This window comes from Amycolatopsis sp. A133 (assembly GCF_031082405.1).
Lineage (GTDB): Bacteria > Actinomycetota > Actinomycetes > Mycobacteriales > Pseudonocardiaceae > Amycolatopsis.
The window spans coordinates 436,115-461,827 of the sequence record NZ_JAVHJU010000025.1; the positions used below are offsets into that span (position 1 = coordinate 436,115).

At 71.4% G+C, this 25,713-nt stretch carries 24 protein-coding genes; 14 read left to right on the forward strand and 10 right to left on the reverse strand.

What is annotated here, in order from left to right; genetic code table 11:
• Positions 1–906: a pseudouridine-5'-phosphate glycosidase gene (locus Q5425_RS20840; protein ID WP_308673910.1), complete on the forward strand. Its 906-nt coding sequence runs from the start codon at positions 1–3 to the stop codon at positions 904–906.
• Positions 903–1,805, forward strand: coding sequence for a carbohydrate kinase family protein (locus Q5425_RS20845; protein WP_308673911.1), 903 nt, complete (start codon positions 903–905; stop codon positions 1,803–1,805). The genes Q5425_RS20840 and Q5425_RS20845 overlap by 4 nt, the downstream gene beginning before the upstream one ends.
• Before the next feature lie 64 nt (positions 1,806–1,869).
• Here the strand turns inward: Q5425_RS20845 and Q5425_RS20850 are convergent, their stop codons facing one another.
• Together Q5425_RS20850 and Q5425_RS20855 are read right to left on the reverse strand one after the other, a co-directional pair.
• The gene (locus Q5425_RS20850) at positions 1,870–2,184 is read right to left on the reverse strand and encodes a DUF3099 domain-containing protein (RefSeq protein ID WP_308673912.1); all 315 of its coding nucleotides are present in this window, start codon (positions 2,182–2,184) and stop codon (positions 1,870–1,872) included.
• A gap of 38 nt (positions 2,185–2,222) precedes the next feature.
• Entirely contained in the window at positions 2,223–3,497 is a 1,275-nt protein-coding gene (locus Q5425_RS20855) for an amidohydrolase (RefSeq protein WP_308673913.1), read from the reverse strand.
• A gap of 28 nt (positions 3,498–3,525) precedes the next feature.
• Here Q5425_RS20855 and Q5425_RS20860 point away from each other — a divergent pair, with 28 nt between their 5' ends.
• The 4 genes from Q5425_RS20860 (at position 3,526) to Q5425_RS20875 (ending at position 9,226) form a co-directional block, all read left to right on the forward strand.
• Complete coding sequence (locus Q5425_RS20860; RefSeq protein ID WP_308673914.1) at positions 3,526–5,028, forward strand: methyltransferase; 1,503 nt, start codon at positions 3,526–3,528, stop codon at positions 5,026–5,028.
• On the forward strand, positions 5,025–5,450 hold the full coding sequence (gene dtd, locus Q5425_RS20865) for a D-aminoacyl-tRNA deacylase (RefSeq protein WP_308673915.1): 426 nt from the start codon (positions 5,025–5,027) through the stop codon (positions 5,448–5,450). The genes Q5425_RS20860 and dtd overlap by 4 nt, the downstream gene beginning before the upstream one ends.
• Positions 5,451–5,737: 287 nt before the next feature.
• Entirely contained in the window at positions 5,738–6,769 is a 1,032-nt protein-coding gene (locus Q5425_RS20870) for a sigma-70 family RNA polymerase sigma factor (RefSeq protein WP_308673916.1), read from the forward strand.
• Between the two features lie 804 nt (positions 6,770–7,573).
• Positions 7,574–9,226, forward strand: coding sequence for a fumarate hydratase (locus tag Q5425_RS20875; RefSeq protein ID WP_308673917.1), 1,653 nt, complete (start codon positions 7,574–7,576; stop codon positions 9,224–9,226).
• Between the two features lie 50 nt (positions 9,227–9,276).
• On the opposite strand, the gene Q5425_RS20880 is transcribed toward Q5425_RS20875, so the two are convergent.
• The 4 genes from Q5425_RS20880 to Q5425_RS20895 all read right to left on the reverse strand — a co-directional run bounded on the left by Q5425_RS20880 (position 9,277) and on the right by Q5425_RS20895 (position 12,043).
• Entirely contained in the window at positions 9,277–9,936 is a 660-nt protein-coding gene (locus Q5425_RS20880) for a hypothetical protein (RefSeq protein ID WP_308673918.1), read from the reverse strand.
• 167 nt (positions 9,937–10,103) lie between these two features.
• The gene (locus Q5425_RS20885; RefSeq protein WP_396135203.1) at positions 10,104–10,595 is read right to left on the reverse strand and encodes a hypothetical protein; all 492 of its coding nucleotides are present in this window, start codon (positions 10,593–10,595) and stop codon (positions 10,104–10,106) included.
• A gap of 117 nt (positions 10,596–10,712) precedes the next feature.
• Complete coding sequence (locus Q5425_RS20890) at positions 10,713–11,219, reverse strand: hypothetical protein (protein ID WP_308673921.1); 507 nt, start codon at positions 11,217–11,219, stop codon at positions 10,713–10,715.
• A 47-nt stretch (positions 11,220–11,266) separates the two neighbouring features.
• The gene (locus Q5425_RS20895; protein WP_308673922.1) at positions 11,267–12,043 is read right to left on the reverse strand and encodes a GntR family transcriptional regulator; all 777 of its coding nucleotides are present in this window, start codon (positions 12,041–12,043) and stop codon (positions 11,267–11,269) included.
• Between the two features lie 80 nt (positions 12,044–12,123).
• Here Q5425_RS20895 and Q5425_RS20900 point away from each other — a divergent pair, with 80 nt between their 5' ends.
• Both Q5425_RS20900 and Q5425_RS20905 read left to right on the forward strand, forming a co-directional pair.
• Complete coding sequence (locus Q5425_RS20900; RefSeq protein ID WP_308673923.1) at positions 12,124–13,341, forward strand: amino acid permease; 1,218 nt, start codon at positions 12,124–12,126, stop codon at positions 13,339–13,341.
• A 125-nt stretch (positions 13,342–13,466) separates the two neighbouring features.
• Positions 13,467–14,273, forward strand: coding sequence for a serine protease (locus Q5425_RS20905; protein ID WP_308673924.1), 807 nt, complete (start codon positions 13,467–13,469; stop codon positions 14,271–14,273).
• Between the two features lie 48 nt (positions 14,274–14,321).
• Here the strand turns inward: Q5425_RS20905 and Q5425_RS20910 are convergent, their stop codons facing one another.
• Together Q5425_RS20910 and Q5425_RS20915 are read right to left on the reverse strand one after the other, a co-directional pair.
• Positions 14,322–15,422 carry a nitronate monooxygenase family protein gene (locus Q5425_RS20910; protein WP_308673925.1) on the reverse strand — a complete coding sequence of 367 codons (1,101 nt, stop codon included), beginning with the start codon at positions 15,420–15,422 and terminating at the stop codon, positions 14,322–14,324.
• A gap of 14 nt (positions 15,423–15,436) precedes the next feature.
• Complete coding sequence (locus Q5425_RS20915; protein WP_308673926.1) at positions 15,437–17,053, reverse strand: acyl-CoA synthetase; 1,617 nt, start codon at positions 17,051–17,053, stop codon at positions 15,437–15,439.
• Positions 17,054–17,115: 62 nt separating this feature from the next.
• On the opposite strand from Q5425_RS20915, the gene Q5425_RS20920 reads away from it, so the two are divergent.
• The 4 genes from Q5425_RS20920 (at position 17,116) to Q5425_RS20935 (ending at position 21,144) form a co-directional block, all read left to right on the forward strand.
• Positions 17,116–17,904, forward strand: coding sequence for a crotonase/enoyl-CoA hydratase family protein (locus Q5425_RS20920; protein ID WP_308673927.1), 789 nt, complete (start codon positions 17,116–17,118; stop codon positions 17,902–17,904).
• An 81-nt stretch (positions 17,905–17,985) separates the two neighbouring features.
• Positions 17,986–18,963, forward strand: a complete 978-nt coding sequence (locus tag Q5425_RS20925) for an OB-fold domain-containing protein (RefSeq protein WP_308673928.1) — start codon at positions 17,986–17,988, stop codon at positions 18,961–18,963.
• Positions 18,964–18,970: 7 nt separating this feature from the next.
• Entirely contained in the window at positions 18,971–19,984 is a 1,014-nt protein-coding gene (locus Q5425_RS20930; RefSeq protein ID WP_308673929.1) for a thiolase domain-containing protein, read from the forward strand.
• On the forward strand, positions 19,981–21,144 hold the full coding sequence (locus Q5425_RS20935; protein WP_308673930.1) for a thiolase domain-containing protein: 1,164 nt from the start codon (positions 19,981–19,983) through the stop codon (positions 21,142–21,144). The genes Q5425_RS20930 and Q5425_RS20935 overlap by 4 nt, the downstream gene beginning before the upstream one ends.
• 132 nt (positions 21,145–21,276) lie before the next feature.
• Here Q5425_RS20935 and Q5425_RS20940 read toward each other — a convergent pair whose 3' ends face one another.
• Positions 21,277–22,296, reverse strand: a complete 1,020-nt coding sequence (locus tag Q5425_RS20940) for a YhjD/YihY/BrkB family envelope integrity protein (protein WP_308673931.1) — start codon at positions 22,294–22,296, stop codon at positions 21,277–21,279.
• Positions 22,297–22,496: 200 nt separating this feature from the next.
• Here Q5425_RS20940 and Q5425_RS20945 point away from each other — a divergent pair, with 200 nt between their 5' ends.
• The gene (locus tag Q5425_RS20945; protein ID WP_308673932.1) at positions 22,497–23,078 is read left to right on the forward strand and encodes a dienelactone hydrolase family protein; all 582 of its coding nucleotides are present in this window, start codon (positions 22,497–22,499) and stop codon (positions 23,076–23,078) included.
• Here Q5425_RS20945 and Q5425_RS20950 read toward each other — a convergent pair.
• On the reverse strand, positions 23,050–24,276 hold the full coding sequence (locus tag Q5425_RS20950) for a cytochrome P450 (RefSeq protein WP_308673933.1): 1,227 nt from the start codon (positions 24,274–24,276) through the stop codon (positions 23,050–23,052). The two genes, Q5425_RS20945 and Q5425_RS20950, sit on opposite strands and share 29 nt — an antisense overlap.
• A gap of 231 nt (positions 24,277–24,507) precedes the next feature.
• Here Q5425_RS20950 and Q5425_RS20955 point away from each other — a divergent pair, with 231 nt between their 5' ends.
• Complete coding sequence (locus tag Q5425_RS20955) at positions 24,508–25,665, forward strand: steroid 3-ketoacyl-CoA thiolase (protein ID WP_308673934.1); 1,158 nt, start codon at positions 24,508–24,510, stop codon at positions 25,663–25,665.
• Positions 25,666–25,713 lie beyond the last annotated feature (48 nt).

Consider the following 25,713-nt stretch of genomic DNA (forward strand, 5'->3'; position numbering starts at 1 on the left):
GTGACTACCGCACTCTCGCTGCACGAAGAGGTCGCCTCGGCGCTGCGTGACGGGCACCCCGTCGTCGCGCTGGAGAGCACCATCCTGTCCCACGGCCTGCCCCCGGGCCGCAACCTCGACGTCGCCCGCCGCCTCGAAGGCGTGGTCCGCGACGGCGGCGCCGTCCCGGCCACGATCGCGGTGCTCGACGGGCGGGTCGTCGTCGGCCTCTCCCCCGCCGAGCTCGAGCGCGTCTGCGCGCCGGACGCCGGCCTGGACAAGCTGTCGCTGCGCGACCTCGGCCCGGCCGTCGGGCTCGGCCGCTCCGGCGCGACGACCGTGGCGAGCACGTCGGCGCTGGCCGCCGCGGCCGGGATCGGGGTGTTCGCCACCGGCGGGCTCGGCGGGGTGCACGTCGGCGCCGCGCAGACCTGGGACGTCTCGGCGGACCTCGGCGTGCTGGCGAAGGTGCCGACCGTGGTCGTCTGCTCCGGCGTGAAGTCGGTGCTCGACATCCCGGCCACCCTCGAGGTGCTGGAGACGAACTCGGTGCCGGTGCTGGGCTACCGCACCGACGACTTCCCGGCGTTCTACCTGCGCGAGTCGGGCCACCGGGTCGGCTGGCGGGTCGAGGACCCGAAGCAGGCCGCCGCCGTGATCGACGCGCACCGCGCGTACGCGGGTTCGGGTGTCCTGCTGGCGAACCCGATCCCCGAAGCGTCCGAAATGGACAGAGAGCTGCACGACCGGCTGCTCGCCGAGGGCCTCGCGCTCGTCGAAGAGCGGGGCGTGCACGGCGCCGACGTCACGCCGGTGCTGCTGGAGCACTTCCACACCGCCAGCGAAGGCGTGAGCATCGACGCGAACGAAGCGCTGGTGCTGAACAACGCCAAGCTGGCCACCGAGGTCGCGGTGGCGCTGGCATGAGCGAGCTTGCGAGTGAATCGTCCGGCACTGCGCGGATCGTGGTGGTCGGCGACGCGGCCCTCGACGTGATCGCCCGGCACGACAAGCCGCTGCCGCACGGCGGCGACGCGCGCGCGAAGATCCGGTTCACCGGCGGCGGCTCGGGCGCCAACACGGCGCTGTGGCTGCGGCACCTCGGCGCGGAGACCACGCTGCTCGCGCGGATCGGCGACGACCCGGGCGGCCGGCTCATCCGGGCCGAGCTGGAGGCGGCGGGCGTGCGGTGCGCGTTCGCCGTCGACCCCGAGGCCCCGACCTGCTGCGTCGTCGTCATGGTCGACGGGTCCGGGCAGCGCAGCATGCTGGCCGACCGCGGCGCGAACCAGCGCTTCGCCCCCGGGGACGTCACGCCCGAGGCACTGGCCGGGGCGAGCCACCTGCACCTGTCCGGGTACGTGCTGCTGGACCCGCCGTCGCGCGCGGCCGGTCTCGCGGCGCTGGCGGCCGCTCGCGAGGCGGGGTTGACCACGTCGGTCGACCCCCAGGCCGCCGCGCACATCACCGACCCGGCCGCGTTCCTGGCCGACGTCCGCGGGGTCGACCTGCTGATGCCCAACACCGAAGAGCTGGTCGCGCTGACCGGTTCGGCGGATCCGGCGTCGGCGAAGGAGCTGCTCGGCGCGGTCGGCGCGGTGGTCGTCACCGCCGGGCTCGAGGGCGCCAGCTGGGTCGACGCGAACGGCGTCACGAGCGTCCCCGCGGTCGAGGCGGAGTGCATCGACTCCACCGGCGCGGGCGACGCCTTCGACGCCGGCGTCCTCACCGGCTGGCTGGCCGGGGAGTCCACTGTGGACATCCTCCGCCACGGAACCCGCCTGGGCGCACTGGCCGTCGGCAAGGTCGGCCCCCAGCCCGCCTGAGCCCGAGCTTTCACGTGAAAGCTGCGACCTGCAGGCGGAGCTTTCACGTGAAAGCTCCGCTTTCTCAGCCGTCGATGACGCGGTGGCTGGTGCTCTCGATCGCCGTGGCTTCGCGCTGGTAGGTCGAGACCTTCTCGGACTTGCGGGGCGGGCGGTCGTTGGCGATCAGCACCGCGATCCAAGGCAGCGGTACGGAGATCGCCAGGAACCCCAGGGCCAGCCACCACGTGTGGTAGGTCAGCCCGGCGAGGATCAGGCACGGGATGCGGCAGGCCATCATGATGACGTACTTGCGCTTGCGTGCCGCGAACTGCTCTTCGTACGACGGGGCCGCCCCGGTGATCAGCACCGGGTCCGAGTCGTTGGCGGGCATGGTCACTGCACCACCTCCACCGTCTATCGTCCCACTTGCGCGGTTCATCCGACACCGGGGTGACGCATCTTGCTCAACGCGGCGACGACGAGGGTTTCGATGCCCGTGCGCAGCGTCGGGTGCAGCACCGGGGCGAACCGCGGCGAGTGGTTGGACGGGATGTCGCGTTCGAACCGGCCCTCGGTCATCGCGGTGATGACCGTCTGCGGGTCGAAGCCGCCGACCAGCCAGAACACCGACGGCGCGCCGGCCGCGCGGCCGAACTCGCTGAAGTCCTCGCTGCCGGTGATCAGCGGCGCGGGCAGCACGACGTCGGTCCCGAAGCGGGCGCGGAAGACCTCGGTGAGCGCGTCGTTGGCGGCTTCGTCGTTCTCGGTGACCGGGTAGGAGCCGGACCGCTCGATCTCCGGCGGCTTCGGCGCGCCGGCCGTGGCGGACTCGCCGTGCACGATCCGCTCGACCGCCGCCAGCACCCGCTCGCGCACGGCCTGGTCGAACGACCGGACGTTGACCTCGAGCACGGCGTCGTCGGCGATCACGTTGCTCGCGGTGCCCACGTGCAGCGAACCGACCGTGACCACGGCGGAGTCGGTGGCGGCGATCTCCCGCGACACGATCGTCTGCAGCTTGAGCACCACGGACGCGGCCAGCACGGCCGGGTCGACGGTGGTCTCCGGGCGCGAGCCGTGGCCGCCGCGGCCGTGCAGGGTGACGCGCAGCGTGTCGGTGGCGGCCATGATCACGCCGGGCCGGGTGAGCACCCAACCCGCCGGGCCGGGCACCAGGTGCTGCCCGAACACGACGTCGGGCGGCCCGGCGATGTCGAACAGGCCGTCGCGGACCATTGCCGCGGCGCCGCCCGCGCCCTCCTCCCCCGGCTGGAACACCACCAGCAGCGTGCCGGACCAGCTGTCGCGGCCCTTCGCGAGCAGCGCGGCGGCCCCGGAGAGCCAGGTGGCGTGCATGTCGTGCCCGCAAGCGTGCATGACGGGGACGTCGGTGCCGTGCTCGTCGGTGCCGCGGGCGGTGCTGGCGTACGACAGCCCGGTCTTCTCCTCGACCGGCAGCGCGTCGATGTCGGCCCGCAGCTGCACCACCGGTCCCTCGCCGTTGCGCAGCACGCCGAGCACGCCGGTGCCGGCGATGCCGGTGTGCACCTCGTAGCCGTCGTCCTCCAGCCGCCGGGCCAGCTCGGCCGCCGTCCGCGTCTCGGCGAAGGACAGCTCCGGGTGCCGGTGGAGGTCGATGTACAGCGCTTCGAGTCCGGGCAGCGCCGCGTCGAGCGGCGCGAGGACGTGTTCGAGGGTCGCGGAGGCCATGGGAGTCATCGTGGCAGCATTACCCACCGTGAGCACGCGAACGGCACTGCCCGACCTGTCCGACGACGTCTGCGCGCGGCTGCGCGAAGCCTTCCGGCGCACCTCCTACGACGCCGACGGCGTGGTGGCCGCCCTCGGCGGGGCCGCGCACGCGGCGCTGGGCCGCGGTGAGCCGGTGCCGGCCGAGCGCGCGAGCCGGGACGCGGGCGACCTCGGCACGCTGATCCGGCTGTTCCTGCTGGGCGGCACCGAGCCGGAGACCGCGGTCAAGGCCGCCTTCGCGCCGCTCTCGCCTTCCGAAGCCGCGGCCGCCGGGGTCCTGCGCGAGGCCGGCGACGGCTACCGGGCCGCGCTGGACATCCGGCCGCACGGCGACGAAGAGGGCTCGTGGTGGGTGGTCTCCGACCTCGACGCCGACGTGCTCGGCACCACCGTGCCGGAGGACCACGTGCTCGGCGTCGGCCACGCTTCGCTGTCGCTGATCCGCGCGACCGGCCGCCGCCCGGTGGGTTCCCTGCTCGACCTGGGCACCGGCAACGGCGTGCAGGCGCTGCACGCGACCCGGCACGCCGAGCGCGTCACGGCCACCGACGTCTCCGCGCGGGCCCTCGCACTGGCCGCGGCGACCTTCCGGCTCAACGAGCTGGACGTCGAACTCCTCCGCGGCGAGTGGTTCGCGCCGGTCGCGCGGCGGAAGTTCGACCAGGTCGTCTGCAATCCGCCGTTCGTGGTCGGCCCGGCGCGGGTCGACTACACCTACCGCGACTCCGGGCTGGCCGGCGACGACGCGAGCGCGCTCGTCGTGCGGCAGCTGCCCGGGTTCCTGAACGACGGCGGCGTCGGCCACTTGCTCGCTTCGTGGCTGCACACGGGGAAAGAGGATTGGGCCGACCGGGTGAGCCGCTGGCTGCCCGCCGAGACCGACGCCTGGTTCGTGCAGCGCGACGTCGCCGATCCGGCGCTCTACGTCGGGACGTGGCTGCGGGACGCGGGCCTCGACCCGCGTTCGCCCGAAGGCCGGGCGAAGGCGGCGGCGTGGCTCGACTGGTTCGCGGCGAACGACGTCCGGGGCATCGGCTTCGGGTTTGTCACGCTGCGGCGCGCGGCCGGGCGGACCCCCACGGTCGTGTGCGAGGACCTCCGGCAGGCCTACGACGACCCGCTGGGCCCGGAAGCGGCGGCCTGGCTGGACCGCGTGGAATGGCTGCGCGAATCGGGTGATTCCTTGCTGGATGTCCGATTTGTGGTGCCCGAGACGGTTCTGCTCGAAAGCGTCGAAGAACCGGGCGACGAAGGCTGGGCGACGACCGTCCGGCGGCTGCACCGCACCGACGGGCCGGGCTGGCAGCACGAGGTCGACGAGCTGGCCACACGGCTGCTGGCGGGCTGTCGCGGCGCGTTGCCCTTGGAAGACCTGATCGAGCTCCTCGCGGCCGCGCAGGGTCTGTCGTCGGAGGAACTGGCGGCCGCCGCGCTGCCCGTCGTCCGCGAGCTCGTCCGGCACGGCATGCTCGTCCCGGCGGACCGGTGAGGGCGGTCGCGGCCCGCGTCACGCGGGCGGACGTCACCGTCGGCGGCGAGGTCGTCGGCGCGATCGACGAGCCGGGTTTGCTTGTGCTGCTGGGAATCCACGTCGGCGACGATGCCGCGAAGGCCGGCACGATGGCGCGCAAACTGCACGAACTGCGGGTGCTGCGCGACGAAGAATCATGCGCCACGGCTAATGCGCCGCTGCTCGTGGTGAGCCAGTTCACGCTCTACGGCGACACGAAGAAAGGGCGGCGGCCGTCGTGGACGCAGGCGGCCCGCCCGGAGGTCGCCGAACCGTTGGTGGACGCCGTCGTGGCCGAGCTGCGCGGCCGCGGCGCCACCGTCGCGACGGGCCGTTTCGGGGCCATGATGGCGGTCTCGAGCGTCAACGACGGTCCGTTCACGATTCTCGTAGAGGTCTAGACCACATCGAGGCGGTTCACTTCTTGACGTGATTCACATCAGATTCTCAGGTTCCCCGTCACGGAACGTTCTCAGCAAAAGCTCAGCAATGGTTGAGCAACCGGATCGCGCCGGCAGCCGTCTTCTTCCATGACGAGCCGGGAACGTTTTGGATACCCGGAGCGTTGTGCCAGATGTCCAGCCAAGCCGGCCGGACCGGCGTACCGGGTTCCACAGGCCCCGGTCCGCGGGTACGCACCCGGTGGACGACCGCAGCAGCACGTTCAGCCCGTGACCGGGGAGGCAGAATGTCAGTCCAGACTCTCGAACGCGAGGCGCGCGGGATTCGCGAGCGCATCCCGGCTCAGACGACCGAGGAGCAGCCGCTGAGCGTGGGGACGCTCACCGACGCCGACCTCGACGCCCAGAGCCCCGCCGCCGACCTCGTCCGCGTCTACCTCAACGGCATCGGCAAGACGGCCCTGCTCAGCGCGGCCGACGAGGTCGAGCTGGCGAAGCGCATCGAAGCCGGCGTGTTCGCCCAGCACATGCTCGACACCGCCGAGAACCTCACGACCAAGCGCCGCACCGAGCTGGCCGCGCTGATCCGCGACGGTCACGTGGCGAAGAACCACCTGCTGGAGGCCAACCTCCGCCTGGTGGTCTCGCTCGCCAAGCGCTACACCGGCCGGGGGATGCCGCTGCTCGACCTGATCCAGGAGGGGAACCTGGGTCTGATCCGCGCGGTGGAGAAGTTCGACTACTCCAAGGGGTTCAAGTTCTCGACCTACGCCACCTGGTGGATCCGGCAGGCCATCACCCGGGGCATGGCCGACCAGGGCCGCACCATACGGCTGCCCGTCCACCTAGTGGAACAGGTCAACAAGCTGGCCCGCATCAAGCGCGACCTGCACCAGCAGCTCGGCCGCGACGCGACGCACGAGGAGCTGGCGGCCGAGTCGGGCATCCCGGCCCACAAGATCTCGGACCTGCTCGACCACTCGCGTGACCCGGTAAGCCTGGACATGCCGGTCGGCGCCGAGGAGGACGCCCCGTTGGGCGACTTCATCGAGGACTCCGAGGCGACCGACGCCGAGAGCGCCGTCATCTCGGGCCTGCTCCAGGACGACCTGCGCCGCGTGCTGGCGACGCTGGACGACCGCGAGCAGCACGTGATCCGCCTGCGCTACGGCCTCGACGACGGCCAGCCGCGCACGCTCGACCAGATCGGCAAGCACTTCGGGCTGTCCCGCGAGCGCGTCCGCCAGATCGAGCGTGAGGTCATGTCGAAGCTGCGTCAGGGCGAGCGCGCGGACCGGCTCCGCGCCTACGCCAGCTGATCGTTCTCGGCCGAGGGCGGGTTGCACACCGTGCAACCCGCCCTCGGTCATTTCCGCACGCCGGTGACCAGGCATTCGGCCGGACGCGAAAATCTTCCACGAAAACCGGGTTTCACTCTTTCGGGGCCTGGGTAGCAACCCTCCGCCAGCACCCGTTCGGCGGCGTTGACTTATGACCTGCGTCACGACAGCCTCGAAGTGCTCGCGCAGGCCTCGCGACCGGGTGTGCACGCACCCGGGAGCTTTCCCCGGGAGGTCGGGTCCGTCGGGGTGGACCCGGCCTCCCGACCAGCTTCCGCAGCAGCACACCCGCAGGCCAAGTCACGTACCTGGACGGTCGGCTCGCGCATCCAGACGGCCGGCTCACGCACCCAACGGTCGGCTCACGCACCCAACGGTCGGCTCGCGCACGCGCATGGTCGGCTCACGTAACCAGGCAGTCGGTTCGGGTCCCTGGATGCCGAACGGGCGGCAACGGCCCGCGGCGGCATCGCCGGCACTCACCCAGCCCTCCCCCACCACCCCGATCCGAAGCCCGCACGCGGACGGTGGCGCCGGGTCAAGGCACGCTTTCCCGCCTTGACGCGGCGCTACCGTCCGTCGTCACAATCCGGCTTCGGGGTGGTGGGTTCACCGAGCGGCTCGTCGGTCAAGGCGCAGTGGCGCTGCTTGCCCAGGGCGACCGAGGTGGACTGCGTGGAATGGACTGGGTGGGGTGGCCCACAGTGACCGGGTGCTTCTGTCCGGTGCTCCTCCAGCTTGCGTAGGGTGGGCGGATCCCGGAGCTGGCAAAGGAGCCTGGCAGTGCCGTCCACCACGTTTCAGCACACCGAAGTCCTCCCGCTGGGCAAGGACACCACCACCGAATACCGGCTGGTCACCGCCGAAGGCGTCGAGACCGTCGAAGCCGCCGGGCGGACGTTCCTGAAGGTCGATCCCGAGGCGCTCACCACCCTCGCGCGCACCGCCATCACCGACATCCAGCACCTGTTGCGCACGTCACACCTGCAGCAGCTGCGCGCCATCGTCGACGATCCCGAAGCCTCCGGGAACGACCGGTTCGTCGCCATGGACCTGCTGCGCAACGCCGCCATCTCGGCCGGCGGTGTGCTGCCCATGTGCCAGGACACCGGCACCGCCATCGTCATCGGCAAGCGCGGCGAAGGCGTCCTCACCGGCGGGGACGACGAGCGCGCCCTCTCCCAGGGCATCTTCGACGCCTACCAGCAGCTGAACCTGCGCTACTCGCAGATGGCGCCGGTGAACTTCTGGGAGGAGCGCAACACCGGCACCAACCTGCCCGCCCAGATCGAGCTCTACCACAAAGAGGGGGACCCGACCTACGAGTTCCTCTTCATGGCCAAGGGCGGCGGCAGCGCCAACAAGACGTTCCTCTACCAGGAAACCAAGGCCGTCCTGAACCCGAAGCGGCTCGCCCGGTTCCTCGACGAAAAGCTGCGCAGCCTCGGCACCGCCGCCTGCCCGCCCTACCACCTCGCGATCGTCGTCGGCGGCATGTCCGCGGAGTTCAACCTCAAGGTCGCGAAGCTCGCCTCCGCGCGGTACCTCGACAACCTGCCGCAGGAGGGCTCCGCACTCGGGCACGCCTTCCGCGACCCGGACCTCGAGCAGCAGGTCCTCGAAATGACCCGGCAGTTCGGCATCGGCGCGCAGTTCGGCGGCAAGTACTTCTGCCACGACGTCCGCGTCATCCGGCTGCCCCGCCACGGCGCGAGCTGCCCCGTCGGCATCGCCGTCTCCTGCTCCGCCGACCGGCAGGCCAAGGCGAAGATCACCGCCGACGGCGTCTTCATCGAGCAGCTCGAGCGCGATCCGGCCCGCTTCCTGCCCGACGTCACCGAAGAGGACCTCTCCGACGACGTCGTCGCCGTCGACCTCAACCGGCCGATGGCCGAAGTCCGCGCCCAGCTTTCGCAGCTGCCGGTCAAGACGCGGCTTTCGCTCACCGGGCCGCTGGTCGTCGCCCGCGACATCGCGCACGCCAAGATCGCCGAGCGCCTCGACGCCGGCGAGGAGATGCCGGGCTACCTGAAGGACCACCCCGTCTACTACGCCGGCCCGGCGAAGACGCCGGAGGGCTACGCGTCCGGTTCGTTCGGGCCCACCACGGCCGGGCGGATGGACTCCTACGTCGAGCAGTTCCAGGCCGCCGGCGGCTCACTCGTCATGCTGGCCAAGGGAAACCGCTCGAAGCAGGTGACCGCGGCGTGCCAGGCGCACGGCGGGTTCTACCTCGGCTCCATCGGCGGCCCGGCGGCCCGGCTCGCGCAGGACTGCATCAAGAAGGTCGACGTCCTCGAGTACGCCGAGCTCGGCATGGAAGCCGTCTGGAAGATCGAGGTCGAGGACTTCCCGGCGTTCATCGTCATCGACGACAAGGGCAACGACTTCTTCGCCAGCACCGGCGAGCCGGTGCTGCAGATCAGCTTCCGGTAGCACACAAGGGAAAGGGGACACCGGCCCGCCGCCGGTGTCCCCTGCTCCCGTCAGCCGACGCGCTCGATCCGCGCGCGCCGGATGAGGAACTTCCCCGGCTCCCGGACCTCTTCGAAGGCCGCGTTGTTGAGCAGCGTGCAGCTGCCCGACACCGACGTCACCGTCACCGTGGTGGACTTCGAGTTGTCCAGGTTGGTCACCTTCAGCTTCGTCCCGGCCGGGAACCGGTTGCTGGACGCGGCCGGCGCGCCGGCCTCACCGGAGAGCGTCACGGTCGAACCGGGGCACACGACCTCGCCCACCGCGGCACCCGCTTGTTCCGGCTGCTTCTGCGGCCCGGGCGCCTGCGCCTGGCCCGGCGCGTTGCCGGAATTCCCCGGCGCCGCCGCGGCCTGACCGTTGTTCGCCGCCACGTTCGCCGTGCAGCCCGCGACCTGCCGCCGCTGCTGGATCAGGTCCACCACCGCCTGCCGGTTGGCGATCCGCGCGGCCGACTGCGCGTCCGGGCTCGCCTGCTGGCCCGCGATGAAGTTCAGGTTGTTCTGCAGGGCGGTGTCGAGCCCGCCGCAGTTCTCCTTCGGCGCTTCGGCCGCGTTGCCCGCGGGACTGCTCAGCGCGATGGCGGCCGCGGTGACGGCGGAAACACCCAGCAACGCGGCCAGTCCGACGGTCGCCTGCTTGCGGTGCCGGCCACTGCTCAACCGGGGCATGGGCCCCTCCTCTCTGATCGCCACCTCACCCGGGACACGGCCCGGTCACGACGGCGGTTCAGCGGGAGCCCTGACAATTTTCGACAACTTCGACGGCGGTGCGGACCACGGGCACCCCGTGGTCCGGACCACCGGACGGCGACCGTCCACTGCGGACAGCCCGCGGGCTACTTCGGCGGCGTGGTCTTAAGCACCACCGTGCGCTGGTCCAGCGGCGCGGTCAGGGCGACCGAGAGCACCGGGTACCGGATGTCCATCGTGCACATCTGGTTGGTCTGGGCCTGGGTCTCACTCAGGTTGACGACGACGTGGTCGCCCGCCTGCTCGATCGCTTCGCCGAGCGCGTGCCCGCAGCCGCCTTCCTGGGCACGGATGTTGAGCACGGTGCCGCCGTTGGCCGTCCACACCTCGCGCGGGAACCCGGCGGGCAGCGCGGTCGCGTCGATCTTGTCCGCGGGCACCGGCATGCTGCCCTCGGGCACGGTCAGCCGGGGCTTGCCCGGCGGGTTGGCCTCCGGCGGCGCCGGCAGCACCGATCCGCTCGGCGACGGCGACGCCGGCGTCGCCACGCTGCCGGTCGGTGCCGCGGGCTGGTCGGTGGACACGGTCGGGCCGGCACAGGCCGCCACCATCAGCAGGAGCGCGCCTGTCCCGACCACCTTCGCTGAGTACCTCATGCTGTCAGGACGGAACGGGGGCGCCGGGAGGTTGCACCGGAGTGGTCTGAAAGGGCCGCCCCGGGCATCCCGGGGCGGCCCTCCCAGCGTCGGTGGTGGTCAGCCCTGGCGGAGGACGACGGTGCGCGTCCCGAGCGGCTCGGCGAGGGCGAGGGGGATCTTGATCTCCCTGATGTAATCCGGGCACAGCTGACCCTTGGGTGCCGGCAGCACGGTGACCAGCACGAGCACCTGCTGCGCGGCCTGCTCGCCGACGCGCGCCGAGATGCGGCGGCAGCCACCCTCCTCGGCCTGCAGGATCAGGGTCTGGCCGTCGAGGCTGCGGGTGAGGCTGCGCGGGTAGCCCTCGGGCAGCCCGCGGGCGTCGACCTGCGTCTCGGCGACGACGTCGTCGCCCGGCGCGATGCCCTGCGTCGGCCGCCCGACCGTCGGGGACGGCGGCGGGCCGAGCGTGGGTGTCACGGTCCCGGGCACGCTCGCCGAGGTCGTGGGCGTCTCGGGCCCTGGGCTGCCGCCCGCGGGGCCACCGGCGCCGGAGTTCGCGGCGCAGGCCGTCGCCGTGAGCAGCAGCAGGCCCGCGCCCAGCAGTTTCACCGTGGTACGCATACCTGCCAGACGGAGCGGACCCGCGCCGGGTTGCATCGGAGCCCGGCTCAGTCGGCGCGGCTCAGGCGAGTGGTGAAACTCAGCCGGTCGCCGCGGTACAGCGACCGCACGCGTTCGAACGGCGCCCCGTCCGGGCCCCACGAAACGCGGTGCGTCAGCAGCATCGGCAACGCCGGGTTCGTCCCGATCAGCAACGCCTCACGCGGGGTGGCCAGCACGGTCTCGACCCGCTCCTCGGCGCCGTCGAACACCGCGCCCAGCCGCTCGCTCAGGCACGCGTGCAGCGACTGCTCCGGGTTGAACACCTCGAGCAGGTTCGGGAACCGCGAAGCCAGGAGATATGTCGACTCGAGGCCGACGCGCTCCTCGTCGGCCAGCAGGACCCGCTCGAGGTGGAACACCTCGGCGTCCGACGTCACCCGGAGGTCGGCGGCGAGCGCGCTGCCGGCCACGCGCCGCTCAAGGGTGATCACCGTGCGGCCCGCCCGGATGCACGGGCGCCGCAGCCCTTCCGTGTAACTCACCAGGGCCAGCGGCTGGACGAGCTTCGGGGCGGCGACGTACGTGCCGCTCCCCTGGCGGCGGGCGAGCCTGCCCTCGAGCACCAGCTCCCCGACCGCTTGCCGTACGGTCGCCCTCGACACTTCGAACCTTTCGCACAATTCCCGCTCCGTGGGCAACCCCGAGCCTTCGCCGAGTTCCGCGATCACCGCCAGCAGTTCGACTTTGACGGCGTAGTACCGCGGGACGCGGCCGTGTTCGGGAATCCCGTCGAGCACGGGACCGTCGGCGGACAGGCGGGAATGGTGTGAAGGGGCGGGCACGGAATCGACCCTATTCGGTTCCCCGTCCGCCGTGGTTCGCTGTGGCCAGCAACACGGCCGTTACCTGGAGGATCACCCGGATGCGCTCCGCACCACTGGCCCGGCGCCTGGGCCTGCCCGACGCCGTTTTCCTGGGCCTGGGCTCGATGATCGGGGCCGGCGTGTTCGCCGCGTTCGCCCCGGCGGCGCGGGCCGCGGGGGCCGGCTTGCTCATCGCACTGGTCCTCGCGGCCGTCATCGCTTACTGCAATGCGATGTCTTCGGCGCGATTGGCCGCGATTCACCCCGAATCCGGCGGCACCTACGTTTACGGCCGGGAAAGGCTCGGTGAATTCTGGGGATACCTGGCCGGCTGGGGATTCGTCACCGGGAAGACGGCCAGCTGCGCCGCGATGACGCTGACCGTCGTCGCCTACGCCGCGCCCGGGCTCGGGCAGCCGTGGCGCGGCCTGTTCGCCGTCGCGGTGGTGGCCGCGCTGACCGCCGTCAACTACTTCGGCGTGCACCGGTCCGCGCTGGCGACCCGGGTGATCGTGTCGTGCACCCTGCTGGTGCTCACCGCCGCGGCCGTCGCGATGGCCGCCGGCCCGCACGCCGGTGGTCCGCTCGTCGCCTGGCCCGGCGGCGGGGGCGTCCTCGAAGCGGCCGGATTGCTCTTCTTCGCCTTCGCCGGGTACGCGCGGCTCGCGACGCTCGGCGAGGAGGTCCGCGACCCGGCCCGCACCATTCCCCGGGCCATCCCGCTCGCCCTCGGCATCACCCTCGTCGTCTACGCGGCGCTGGCGGTGCTGCTGCTCGTCCGGCTCGGCCCGGCCGCGCTCGCCGCGAGCCCCGACCCGATCGCCGCGGCCGTCCCGGCGTGGCTCGCCCCGGTCGTGCGGGCGGGCGCGGCGATCGCGGCACTCGGCTCGCTGCTCGCGCTCATCCTCGGCGTCTCGCGCACGACACTGGCAATGAGCCGCGACGGCCACCTCCCCCGGTCCCTCGCCGCGGTGCACCCGCGCTACAACGTGCCGCACCGGGCCGAGCTCGCCGTCGGGCTGGTCGTCGCCGTGCTCGCCGCGTCGATCGACCTGCGGGCCGCGATCGGCTTCTCGTCCTTCGCCGTCCTCACGTACTACGCGATCGCCAATGCCGCGGCGTTCACGCTGGGCGGCAGGGCCCGGTTCGTCGCCGTCCCGGGCCTGGCGGGGTGCGTGGTGCTGGCCTTCAGCCTGCCGCCGCCGTCGGTGCTCGCCGGCTGCGCCGCGTTGCTGCTGGGCGTTTCGGCCTACGGCGTTCGTCGGATCCGCCGGTGAGAAATCACCCAACCGCCCGAAAGATCCGAAGAAAGTCGGTTGTCCGGGTGCGCGCGCACCTGGTGTAGTCGTGGAGCCGCTCACGGCAACCGCTTCCACTGTGGACACTGGAAGGACTGATCCCCTTGGCTCCCAAGCGCTGGTTCACCCTGCTCAGAAACGCCACCACCGCACTCGCCGCGGTCGCCGCGGCGGCCTCGTTCGCCACCCCCGCGATCGCCACGGCGGCCCAGCCGCCGTCGACCGACGTCGTCGGCGGAACGCGGGCGGCGCAGGGCGAATTCCCGTTCATGGTCCGGCTTTCCATGGGCTGCGGCGGGGCGCTGTACACGAAGCAGATCGTGCTGACCGCGGCGCACTGCGTCAGCCGGACCGGGTCGAACACCTCGATCACCGCGACCGTCGGCGTCGTCGACCTGCAGAGCACCAGCGCGCAGAAGATCCGCTCGACCTACGTCTACCGGTCGCCGACCTACGGCACCTCGACCGGCGGCGACTGGGCGCTGATCAAGCTCGCCAGCCCGGTCAGCGGCCTTTCGACGCTGCCGATCGCGACGACCACGGCGTACAACTCCGGCACGTTCACCGTGGCGGGCTGGGGTGCGGCCACCGAGGGTGGTTCGCAGCAGCGGTACCTGCTCAAGGCGACCGTTCCGTTCGTCGCCGACTCGACCTGCGCCGCGCAGGGCGGCAGCTACCCCGACCTCATCCCGAGCGCCGAGATCTGCGCGGGCAACCTGACCTCCGGTGGGGTCGACACCTGCCAGGGCGACTCCGGCGGCCCGATGTTCCGCCGCGACGCCAACAACGCCTGGATCCAGGTCGGCATCGTCAGCTGGGGTGACGGCTGCGCCCGGCCGCACGCTCCCGGCGTCTACACCGAGGTGAGCACGTTCGCGTCGAAGATCGCCTCGGCGGCCGCCTCGCTGTAACCGCTTCCGCACGGAAAGAGGGGCCCCGCCGCGGCGGGGCCCCTCTTTTCAGCGGGTCTTGTCCAGGCGGGACAGGGCTTCCTCGTAGCCGTTGACGAGCTCCGCGACGACGTCGGCGACCGGGCGGACGCTGTTCATCCGGCCGACGATCTGCCCGACCGGCATCGACACCACACTCGGGTCGTTCGCCGCGTGGATCCGGTTGTGCGCCGGGGAAACCAGCAGGTTCTGCAGCGGCATCGGCAGCGGCTCGGGCGCGTCCGGGGCGGCCCACGCCTCGGTCCAGCGGGTCTTCAGCAGCCGGGCCGGCTTGCCGGTGTAGATCCGCGTCCGCACGGTGTCCGAAGACGACGCCGCGACGAGCGCCTGCTGCATCGCCACCGATTCGCCCATCGTCTGCAGGTACTCCCGGGTGGCCAGCCACATCGAGCCCATCCAGACCCCGGACGCGCCGAGCGCGAGCGCCGCGGCCACCTGGCGGCCGGACCCGATCCCGCCCGCGGCGAGCACCGGCACGTCGACGGCGTCGACGATCTCCGGCACCAGCACCATGGACGCGATCTCGCCGGTGTGCCCGCCGGCCTCGTAGCCCTGCGCCACCACGAAGTCGACGCCGTTTTCGACGTGCCGCACCGCGTGCTCGGCCTTCCCGGCGAGCGCCGCGACCGGGACCCCCTTGTCGTGGCACTGGCCGATCACGTCCGCCGGCGGCGAGCCGAGCGCGTTGGCGATCAGCTTGATCGGGTGGTTCAGCGCGACCTCGACGTGCGACCGGGCGACCGAGTGCAGCCAGCCGAGCACGCCCGCGCGCTCGTCGGTGTCGTCCGGCAGCGGCGGCACCGAAAGCTCCTTCAGGACGCGGTCGACGAACGCGCGGTGACCGTCCGGGATGAGCTTGGCCAAGTCGACCTGCGTGCCCTCGGCGGGCACCTTCGCCGGCATGACGATGTCGACGCCGTACGGCTTGCCGCCGGTGTTCTCGTCCATCCAGGTCAGCACCCGGTCGAGCTCGGCGGCGTCGTTGAACCGCACGCAGCCGAGCACGCCGAGCCCGCCGGCGCGGCTGAGGGCCGCGGCGACGTGCTCCGACGGGGTGAACCCGACGATCGGCAGGTCGATGCCGAGCCGGTCGCACAGGGGTGTCCGCACTGTGTTCGTCCTCCTCAGACGGGCTGGGCCGTGGCCGGCTCATGCTCGGCGGCGTAGCGCTGGGCCCACGGGTAGTCCGGCTTGCCGCTGGGCGAACGGCCGATCTCGCCGGCCAGCCAGATCGTGCGCGGCACCTTGTAACCGGCGATCTCGCCGCGGACGTGCTCTTCGATCGCCGCGAAGTCCGGCTCGGCGCCCTCGCGCAGCTGGACGACGGCGGCGACGCGCTGGCCGAGCCGCTCGTCCGGAACGCCGATGACGAGCGCGTCGAAGACGTCGGGGTGCGACTTCAGCGCCCCCTCGACCTCTTCGGGGTAGACCTTCTCGCCGCCGGTGTTGACGCACTGCGAGCCGCGGCCGAGCAGCGTGACGGTGCCGTCCTCTTCGTAGCGGGCGTAGTCGCCGGGGACGACGTACCGGGCGCCGTCGACTTCGACGAAGATCTTCTTGCTCTTCTCGGGGTCGCCGTAGTAGCCGAGCGGGACGTGCCCGCGGCGGCCGATCAGCCCGACCGCGCCGGCCGTCTTTTCGACGACGTTATCGTCTTCGTCGAGCAGGATCGCGTCCTTGCCGAAGTTCACCCGCGGGCCGGCGCTGTGGTCGGAGTCCTTGCCGACCATGCCGATCCCGGTGAAGCCGCTCTCCGACGAGCCGATGGCGTCGGTGATCACGGCGTTCGGCAGCAGCGCGACGAACTCCTGCTTCACCGACTGGGAGAACAGCGCGGCGTGGCTCGACACCGCGACGATCGACGAAGCGTCGTAATCCGCCTCGCGGTAGGCCTCGATGAGCGGCCGGGCCATCGCGTCGCCGACGATCGTGAGGACCTGGACCCGGTGCTCCTGCACGGCCTTCCAGATCTCGTGGGCGTCGAAGCGGGGCACGAAGACCACCGGGCTGCCGGTGAACAGCGCGCCGAACGCGGCCCACTGCGCGGCGCCGTGGATCAGCGGCGCGGCGGGCAGCCGGGTCAGGCTCCCGGCCTTGCCCTGCTCGGCGAGGGTCCATTCGTCGGGGATGTACTCGCCGGTGACGAAGTTGATCCCGCCGCCGAGCGCGCGCCAGACGTCCTCCTGCCGCCAGAGCACGCCCTTGGGGTAGCCCGTGGTGCCGCCGGTGTAGAGGATGTAGTGGTCGTCGCCCGATCGCTCTTCGAAATCGCGTTCGGGGGACTGCTGGCTCAGCGCCGTTTCGTAGTCGACGCCGCCGTAGCGCTCGTAGTCGCCGTCGCTGCCGTCGTCGATCACGACAACGTGTTTCAGTTTCGGCGCTTCCGGCAGCACCGCGGCGACCTTGCCGGCGTAGCTGCGTTCGTGCACGAGCGCGACGATCTCGGCGTCGTTGAACAGGTAGGCGAGCTCGCCGTGCACGTAGCGGTAGTTGACGTTGACGGCGATCGCGCGCAGCTTGTACGCCGCGACCATCGCCTCGAGGGCCTCGATCGAATTGCGGGAGTAGACCCCGATGTGGGACCCGCGTCCCACGCCGTGCGCGGCGAGGTGGTGGGCGAGCCGGTTGGCCCGCGCCTCCAGTTCGGCGAAGGTGACCCGCCGGTCGCCGCACACGACCGCGACGCGCTCCGGCACGGCGTCGACGGCGTGCTCCAGAAGATCCGCGATGTTGAGTGCCACGCCCTCAAAGTAGAACATGTTATCGTTCTGGGCAATGGCACTGCTCCTTCAGGAGGTCTTCCGTGGGTGAACCGCACGCGCTGGTTTCGCAAGAGGGGGCGACGCTGGTCGTCACGATGAACCGCCCCGAGGCGCGCAACGCGATCACCGGCGAGATGATGTCGATCATGGTCGACGCCTGGGACCGGGTCGACGCCGACGACACGATCCGCAGCTGCATCCTCACCGGCGCGGGCGGCGCGTTCTGCGCGGGCGCGGACCTGAAGTCGATGTCCCGCAACTCCCCGTCGAAGTCGTTCGAGTCCGGCAAGTTCGACCCCGCGCACATCCCGGGGCTCCTGAAGGGCCGCCGGTTGACGAAGCCGCTGATCGCGGCGGTCGAGGGCCCGGCGATCGCGGGCGGGACGGAGATCCTCCAGGGCACCGACATCCGGGTGGCGGGCGAGTCGGCCCGCTTCGGCGTCTCGGAGGCCCGGTGGGGACTGTTCCCGATGGGCGGGTCGGCGGTGCGGCTGCCGCGGCAGATCCCGTACACGGTGGCCGCGGACATCCTGCTCACCGGCCGGCACCTGACCGCGGCGGAGGCGCTGGCCATCGGGTTGATCGGGCACGTGGTTCCGGACGGTTCCGCGCTCTCGAAGGCTCTCGAGCTGGCCGCGCTGGTGAACGCGAACGGACCCCTGGCCGTGCGGGCGATCCTCCGGACGATCCGGGACACCGAAGGGTTGCACGAGGAAGAGGCGTTCAAGCTGGACTCGCAGTACGGCATCGAGGTCTTCGCGTCGGAGGACGCCAAGGAGGGGCCGCGGGCCTTCTCGGAGAAGCGGAAACCGGACTTCCAAGGCCGCTGACTTAGAACGCGTTCCATTTCTACTGGACCAGCCCGCGGAGGAATCTTGCCGCCGATTCGAGAACGTGTTTCACTCAACGACGTGACCGAGACACCGCTAGCGGCACCGCTGAACGTCGGCTTCGACTACACCCGCTCCACCGGGCCCGTCCTCGGCCGGTTCGTCAACGCGCTGCGTGATCGCCGCATCGAAGGCATCCGGGGCAGCGACGGCCGCGTGCACGTTCCGCCGGTCGAGTACGACCCCGTGACGGCCGAACAGCTCAGCGAGTTCGTCCCCGTGGGCGAAGAGGGCACCGTCGTGTCCTGGTCGTGGTGTCCCGAACCCCTGGACGGGCAGCCGCTGAGCCGACCGTTCGCCTGGGCGCTCGTGAAGCTCGACGGTGCCGACACCGCCATGCTGCACGCCGTCGACGTGGGCTCGCCCGGAAACATCCACAGTGGACAGCGGGTGCGGGTGCGGTGGGCCGAGGAGGCCGTCGGGCACATCCGCGACATCGCCTACTTCCTGCCCGTGGACGCCGGGGACACCACGCCCACCGAGCCCGCTCCCCCGGTCGCCGAACGCGAAGAGGGTGCGCCGGTCAGCATCGTCATCACGCCCGTGCACCTGAAGTACATGCACTCCGCGTCGCCGGAGGAGAGCACCTACCTGCGCGGGCTCGCCGAAGGGAAGCTCATCGGCCAGCGCTGTCCCGCCTGCGCCAAGGTCTACATCCCGCCGCGCGGGGCCTGCCCGACCGACGGCGTGCCGACCACCGAAGAGGTCGAACTCCCCGACACCGGCATCGTCACGACGTTCTGCATCGTCAACGTCCCGTTCCTCGGCCAGCGGCTCAAGCCGCCGTACGTCGCCGCGTACATCCTGCTCGACGGCGCCGACATCGCCTTCCTCCACCTCGTCCTCGGCTGCGCCGCCGAAGACGTCAAGATGGGCATGCGCGTGCGGGCCGCCTGGAAGCCGCGCGATCAGTGGTGGACGTCGCTGGAGAACATCAGCCACTTCGAGCCGACCGGCGAGCCCGACGCGGCTTACGAAACCTTCGCCCACCACCTGTGAGGTCCTGATGCCAGACGTCGCGATCGCGGGCTTCGCGAAGGCCCCCAACGTCCGCGAAACGCCGGGCACCACCAACGGCGTGGAGATGCTCGTCCCGATCTTCGCCGAGGTCTTCGCGCAGACCGGCTTGTCCAAACAGGACATCGGGTTCTGGTGCTCCGGCTCGTCGGACTACCTGGCCGGGCGCGCGTTCTCCTTCATCGCCGCCGTCGACGCGATCGGCGCGTTCCCGCCGATCCACGAGTCACACGTCGAGATGGATGCCGCCTGGGCGCTGTACGAGGCGTGGCTGAAGATCAAGATGGGCGAGGTCGAGACCGCGCTCGTGTACGGCTTCGGCAAGTCCAGCGCCGGGCAGCTGCGCCGGGTGCTCGCCCTGCAGCTCGACCCGTACGTCGTCACCCCGCTGTGGCCGGATTCGGTTTCGATCGCCGGGATCCAGGCGCGCATGGGCCTGGAGGCCGGGCTCTGGTCCGAAAAGGACCTCGCCGAGGTCGCCGCCCGGCACCGCGGCGTGGACGCGGCCGACCTGCTGGACACCCCGTACTTCGCGGATCCGTTGCGCAAGCACGACATCGCGCCGATCACCGACGGCGCCGCCGTGATCGTACTGTCCACTGTGGAACGTGCGCGGGACATCGTCGAGCGCCCGGCGGTGATCACCGGGATCGAGCACCGCGTCGACTCCCCCGTGCTCGGCGCCCGCGACCTGACCCGCTCGCCGTCCACCGAAGCGGCGGCCAAGGCCCTCGACCTCGACGGCGTGGACCTCGCCGAACTGCACGCGCCCTTCACGCACCAGGAGCTCATCCTGCGCACGGCGCTCGGGCTCGGCGACGGCGTGCAGCTCAACCCCTCCGGCGGGGCGCTGGCCGCGAACCCGATGTTCTCCGCCGGCCTGGCCCGGATCGGCGAAGCGGCGATCCGGATCCACAGCGGCGAATCCCGCAAGGCCGTGGCGCACGCGACGAGCGGCCCGGCCCTGCAACAGAACCTGGTGACCGTGCTGGAGGCCCGATGACCAAGCAGCTCACCGCCGTGCTCGGCACCGGCCAGACGCACCACCGCGCCAAGCGGCAGGACGTCTCGATGCCGGGCCTGCTGCGCGAGGCGATCGACCGCGCGATGACCGACGCCCAGGTGGAATGGGCCGACATCGACGCCGTGGTGCTCGGCAAAGCGCCGGACCTGTTCGAGGGCGTGATGATGCCCGAGCTGTTCCTCGCCGACGCGCTCGGCGCGACCGGGAAACCGTTGCTGCGCGTGCACACCGCCGGTTCGGTGGGCGGGTCGACGGCGCTGGTGGCGGCCTCGCTCGTGCAGTCCGGCACGCATCGGCGCGTGCTCACGGTGGCGTACGAGAAGCAGTCCGAGTCGAACGCGATGTGGGGGTTGTCGATCCTGCCGCCGTTCCAGATGCCGGTCGGGGCCGGCGCGGGCGGCTACTTCGCGCCGCACGTGCGCTCCTACATCCGCCGGTCGGGTGCGCCCGACCACGTCGGGGCGATCGTCGCGGCGAAGGACCGGCGCAACGGCGCGCTCAATCCGTATGCGCACCTGCAGCAGCCGGACATCACCGTCGAGTCGGTGCGGGCGTCGCAGATGCTGTGGGACCCGATCCGCTACGACGAGACGTGCCCGTCGTCCGACGGCGCGTGCGCGATGGTGCTCGGCGACGAGGCCGCGGGCGACGCGGTCGAAGGCGGCGCGGCGTGGATCCACGCGACGGCGATGCGCACCGAGCCGACCACGTTCGCCGGCCGCGACCAGGTGAACCCCCGGGCCGGGCGCGAAGCCGCGGCCGCGCTGTGGGCCGAGGCGGGCATCACCGACCCGATGTCCGAAGTGGACGTCGCCGAGATCTACGTGCCGTTCTCGTGGTTCGAGCCGATGTGGCTGGAGAACCTGGGTTTCGCCCCCGAAGGCGAGGGCTGGAAGGTCACCGAGAAGGGCGAGACGGCGATCGGCGGCCGGCTGCCGTGCAACCCCTCCGGCGGCGTGCTCTCGTCGAACCCGATCGGCGCGTCGGGCATGCTCCGGTTCTCCGAAGCGGCGAAGCAGGTCATGGGCCGGGCCGGGAACTACCAGGTGGACGGCGCCCGCATCGCCCTCGGCCACGCCTACGGCGGCGGATCCCAGTACTTCTCAATGTGGCTGGTCGGCTCCCAGAAACCCACCTGACGTCACTTTCCCTACGAAAGCTCCGCCCCCCGGAGCCGAGCTTTCACGTGAAAGCTCGGCCCCCAGGTGGGAGCTTTCACGTGAAAGCTCGGCTTTGCGGCGCAAAGTGGAGCTTTCATAGGGAAAGTGGGATCAGCGGCGGGTGCGGCGCCAGCGGAGGGCCAGCAGGGTGCCGAGCACTCCGGTGACCACGCCGACCGTGGCGGGCACCGCCATCGGGGGGTCCACCACGACCACCGGCTTCAGCACCACCGGCGCGGGCGGCTGGACCGGCTTCGGGGGCGCGTCGGAGCCGGTCGCCGTCCACGCCGTGACGTACACCAGCAGCCGGGCGACGAGCGAGATGAAGAAGATCAAGCCGATGATCGAACCGAACGCGATGCCGGTCGGCGAGTCGCCGATGAGCCGAAGGTAGATCCCGCCGGCCAGCTTCAGCGCCTCGAAGCCGACGGCCAGGGCGACGGCGCCGCGGACCGCGCTGCGCACGCCGACCTTCTGCCGCGGCAGCCGGGTCAGCACCCACAGGAACACCAGCCAGTCGGCGGCCAGCGACAGCGGCACCGCGGACGCCGACACCAGCTGGTGCCCCCAGCTCGTGTCGTCGAAGCCGGCGAGCCGGAGCAGGTAGCTGCCGAGCGCGGTGCCGGAGATGGTCAGCGTGAACGACACCAGCAGCGCCGCGGTCAGGCCGAGCAGCGCGAGCAGGTCGACGAGGATCAACCGCAGCAGCGACTGGTCCGACCGGTTCTGCCCCCACAGTGCCGTCAGCGAGTCCCGCAGCGCGTTCATCCAGTTCCAGCCGGAGTAGAGGCCGATGGCGAGACCGACCACCCCGACGCTGGTCCGCTGTTCGACGAAGCCGGTGAGCAGTTCCGTGGCCTTGTCGCCGAGCCCGCCGGGCAGGGTGCTGACGATCGCGTGCACCAGCGTGTCGAGCAGGTGCGGCTGAGTGGCCAGCACGAACCCGGCGACCGACGACGCGACCATCAGCAGCGGCACCAGCGACAGCAGGCTGAAGTAGGTGATCGAGGCGACGTAGTGGTAGCCGCCGGAGTCGATGTAGCGGTTGGCCGCGCGGGCGATGTGGTCCAGCCACCGGTACCGGGCGCGCGCCCGGGCCCAGGCGCTGGGGACCTTGGGGGAACTCTTCACGGGGACTGTCTACCCAGCCGGAGCCGTCCTTGCGCAAACAACACGCGAAAGTCAGCCGAGAACGACCGGCTCGGACCCGTCGTCCACGGGCAGCGGAGCGTCCGTCATCGCGAACACGGTGCTGCCCAGGGTGACACAGACGGGCGCGAAGTCATCGCGGGGCCATCGCCCCGTCATGACATCCCTGGCAGGATCGCCGGATGACCGACGTCGTGGTGTTCCACTCCGTGCTCGGGCTGCGGCCCGTCGAACGCGGCTTCGCCGACCGGCTGCGGGCGGCGGGACACCGCGTCACCACCCCGGACCTCTACGACGGCCGGACGGCGTCGACCCTCGACGAGGGCTTCGCGCTGAAGGACGCCGTCGGCTGGGAGACCATCGCCGGGCGGGCCCGCGACGCCGTGCGCGACCTGCCCGCCCGGACCGTGCTCGTGGGCGTGTCGATGGGGGCCGGCGTCGTCGAAACCGTGCTGCCGCACCGGCCCGCCACCGCCGGTGTCGTGCTGCTGCACGCGTTGGGGGCACTGCCGGCCGGGAGCCGGCCCGGCCTGCCGGTGCAGGTGCACGTCGCCGACCCCGACCCCATCGCGCCCCCGGCGCAGGTCGCGGCCTGGCGCGAGGCCGCGGCGCGGTCGGGCGCCGATGCCCGGGTGTACACCTACCCGGGCATCGGCCACTTCTACACCGACGCGGACGGCCCCGACCACGACGAGGCCGCGGCCGGACTCACCTGGGAACGCGTCGCCGGGTTCCTCAGCCGTAGTGCACGGGGTAGTGCTTGATGCCGTTCAGCCAGCTCGACCGCAGCCGCACCGGGGGTGCCGCCTCGGTGATCGCCGGCATCACGTCGGCGATGGCGTTGAAGATCAGGTCGATCTCCAGCCGGGCCAGGTTCGCGCCGATGCAGTAGTGCGAACCGGTTCCGCCGAAGCCGACGTGCGGGTTGTCTTCGCGGAGGATGTCGAACTTCTCCGGGTCCTCGAAGACCTCGTGGTCGAAGTTGGCCGAGCTGTAGAACATGCCGACGCGGTCGCCCTTGCGGATCTGCGCGCCGCCGAGCTCGGTGTCGCGGGTGGCCGTGCGCTGGAACGCGACCACCGGGGTGCCCCAGCGGACGATCTCGTCGGGCGCGGTCTTCGGCCGCTGCTCCTTGAACAGCTCCCACTGGTCGGGGTGGTCCAGGAACGCCTTCATGCCGTGGGTGATGGCGTTGCGGGTGGTCTCGTTGCCGGCGACCGCGAGCAGGATGACGAAGAAGCCGAACTCGTCGGAGCCGAGGGACTCGCCGTCGACGTCGGCGTGGATCAGCTTCGTGACGATGTCGTCCATCGGGCACTTGCGGCGGTCCTCGGCCATGTTCCACGCGTATCCGATGAGCTGCGTGGACGCCTCCAGGGGCGCGACCTCGTACTCGGGGTCGTCGTAGGCGACCATCTGGTTGGACCAGTCGAAGATCTTGAGCCGGTCCTCCTGGGGGATGCCGATCAGCTCGGCGATCGCCTGCAGCGGCAGCTCGCACGCGACGTCGGTGACGAAGTCGCCCGAGCCCTTCTTCCGCGCCTGCGAGGCGATCCGCTCGGCGCGGTCGCGCAGCGTGTCCTCCAGCTTCGCGATGGACCGCGGGGTGAAGCCCTTCGACACGATCCGCCGCAGCTTCGTGTGCTGCGGGGCGTCCATGTTGAGCAGCACCAGGCGGTTCGCTTCGAGGTTGTCCTCGGTCATGTTCTCGTCGAAGCGGATGATGGCGGTCTTTTCCCGCGACGAGTACAGCGTGCTGTCGCGGGAGACCTCCTTGACGTCCGCGTGGCGCGAGACGACCCAGTAGCCGTCGTCGCGGTAGCCGGCAGCGTTGTGCTTCTGGGGGTTCCACCACACCGGGGCCGTCCGCCGCAGTTCGGCGAACTCGGCGACGGGAAGTCGCTCGGCCAAGAGATCGGGATCGGTGAAGTCGAACCCGGCGGGGATGAGCGGAGCAGCCACGTTGCCTCCCACGGTTCGGCTTGGAACACGTTCTAGGTTGGATTGAAGCATACGGCGTTAACCAGCGGAAGAGCACAAGTGAAACCCGTTTACTTAACCGATGATGCCAGGTGAGCGCACGCTCACCCGCGGAAGATCAAGAAGGGTTCAAGCCTGGGCAGACTTGCCAGAAACGATAACTTGTTCTAGTTTTCGAGGTAGTGAACAGTGTTTCCCGACGAAGGGGACGACATGGGCGTGCCGGTCATCGTCGAAGCCGTGCGGACCCCGATCGGCAAGCGGGGCGGGCTGCTGGCCGGCCTGCACGCGGCCGAGCTGCTGGGCGCCGCGCAGCTCGCCCTGCTGGACCGCGCGGGGATCGACCCGGCCCTCGTCGAACAGCTCGTCGGCGGCTGCGTCACGCAGGCCGGCGAGCAGTCGAACAACGTCACGCGCACGGCGTGGCTGCACGCGGGCCTGCCCGAAACCGCGGGCGCGACGACGATCGACGCCCAGTGCGGCTCGGCGCAGCAGGCCACCCACCTCATCGCCGGCCTGATCGCGGCGGACGCCATCGAGGCCGGTGTCGCGTGCGGGGTCGAGGCGATGAGCCGGGTGCCGCTGGGCACGAACCGCGCCGGCGCGTCCCCGCGGCCGTCGTCGTGGTCGATCGACCTGCCCAACCAATACGGCGCGGCCGAGCGGATCGCGGTCCGGCGCGGGCTGACGCGGGACGACGTCGACGCATTCGGCGCGGCGTCCCAGCACAAGGCGGCGGCCGCCTGGGCGGCGGGCCACTTCGAGCGTGAAGTGGTGTCGGTGAAGGCCCCGGTCCTCTCCGCTGACGGTGCATCGACCGGGGAAACGCAGTTGGTCTCCCGCGACCAGGGCCTGCGCGAGACGACGGTGGACGGCCTCGCCCGGCTCAAGCCGGTGGTCGAGGACGGGATCCACACGGCGGGCACGTCGTCCCAGATCTCCGACGGCGCCGCGGCCCTGCTGCTGCTGGACGCCGGGCGGGCGGCGGCGCTGGGCCTGCGTCCCCGGGCCCGGATCGTCGCGCAGGCACTGGTCGGCGCCGAGCCGTACTACCACCTGGACGGCCCGATCCGCGCGACGGAACGCGTGCTGTCCCGGGCCGGGATGACCGTCGGCGACGTCGATCTGTTCGAGGTCAACGAGGCGTTCGCTTCGGTCGCGCTGTCCTGGCAGCGGGTCGTCGGGCCGGATCCGGCCCTGGTCAACGTGAACGGCGGCGCGATCGCCCTCGGCCACCCGGTGGGCAGCACGGGCGCCCGGCTGCTGACGACGGCGCTGCACGAGCTGGAGCGCCGGGACGCCTCGACGGCCTTGGTGACGATGTGCGCGGGCGGCGCCATGGCCACCGCGACGATCATCGAACGGCTCTAGCCGGCAAGGCATCGACCACCACGCCGTCGGGCGACCGGCTTGTGCTTC

Excerpts from the sequence above, each read along its gene's own strand:
- Q5425_RS20930 (WP_308673929.1), top strand. The coding sequence starts at position 18,971 with ATGCCAGACGTCGCGATCGCGGGCTTCGCGAAGGCCCCCAACGTCCGC.
- Q5425_RS20900 (WP_308673923.1), top strand. The coding sequence starts at position 12,124 with ATGCGCTCCGCACCACTGGCCCGGCGCCTGGGCCTGCCCGACGCCGTT.
- Q5425_RS20870 (WP_308673916.1), top strand. The coding sequence starts at position 5,738 with ATGTCAGTCCAGACTCTCGAACGCGAGGCGCGCGGGATTCGCGAGCGC.
- Q5425_RS20945 (WP_308673932.1), top strand. The coding sequence starts at position 22,497 with ATGACCGACGTCGTGGTGTTCCACTCCGTGCTCGGGCTGCGGCCCGTC.
- Q5425_RS20890 (WP_308673921.1), bottom strand. The coding sequence starts at position 11,219 with ATGCGTACCACGGTGAAACTGCTGGGCGCGGGCCTGCTGCTGCTCACG.
- Q5425_RS20880 (WP_308673918.1), bottom strand. The coding sequence starts at position 9,936 with ATGCCCCGGTTGAGCAGTGGCCGGCACCGCAAGCAGGCGACCGTCGGA.
- Q5425_RS20955 (WP_308673934.1), top strand. The coding sequence starts at position 24,508 with ATGGGCGTGCCGGTCATCGTCGAAGCCGTGCGGACCCCGATCGGCAAG.
- Q5425_RS20845 (WP_308673911.1), top strand. The coding sequence starts at position 903 with ATGAGCGAGCTTGCGAGTGAATCGTCCGGCACTGCGCGGATCGTGGTG.
- Q5425_RS20935 (WP_308673930.1), top strand. The coding sequence starts at position 19,981 with ATGACCAAGCAGCTCACCGCCGTGCTCGGCACCGGCCAGACGCACCAC.
- Q5425_RS20855 (WP_308673913.1), bottom strand. The coding sequence starts at position 3,497 with ATGGCCTCCGCGACCCTCGAACACGTCCTCGCGCCGCTCGACGCGGCG.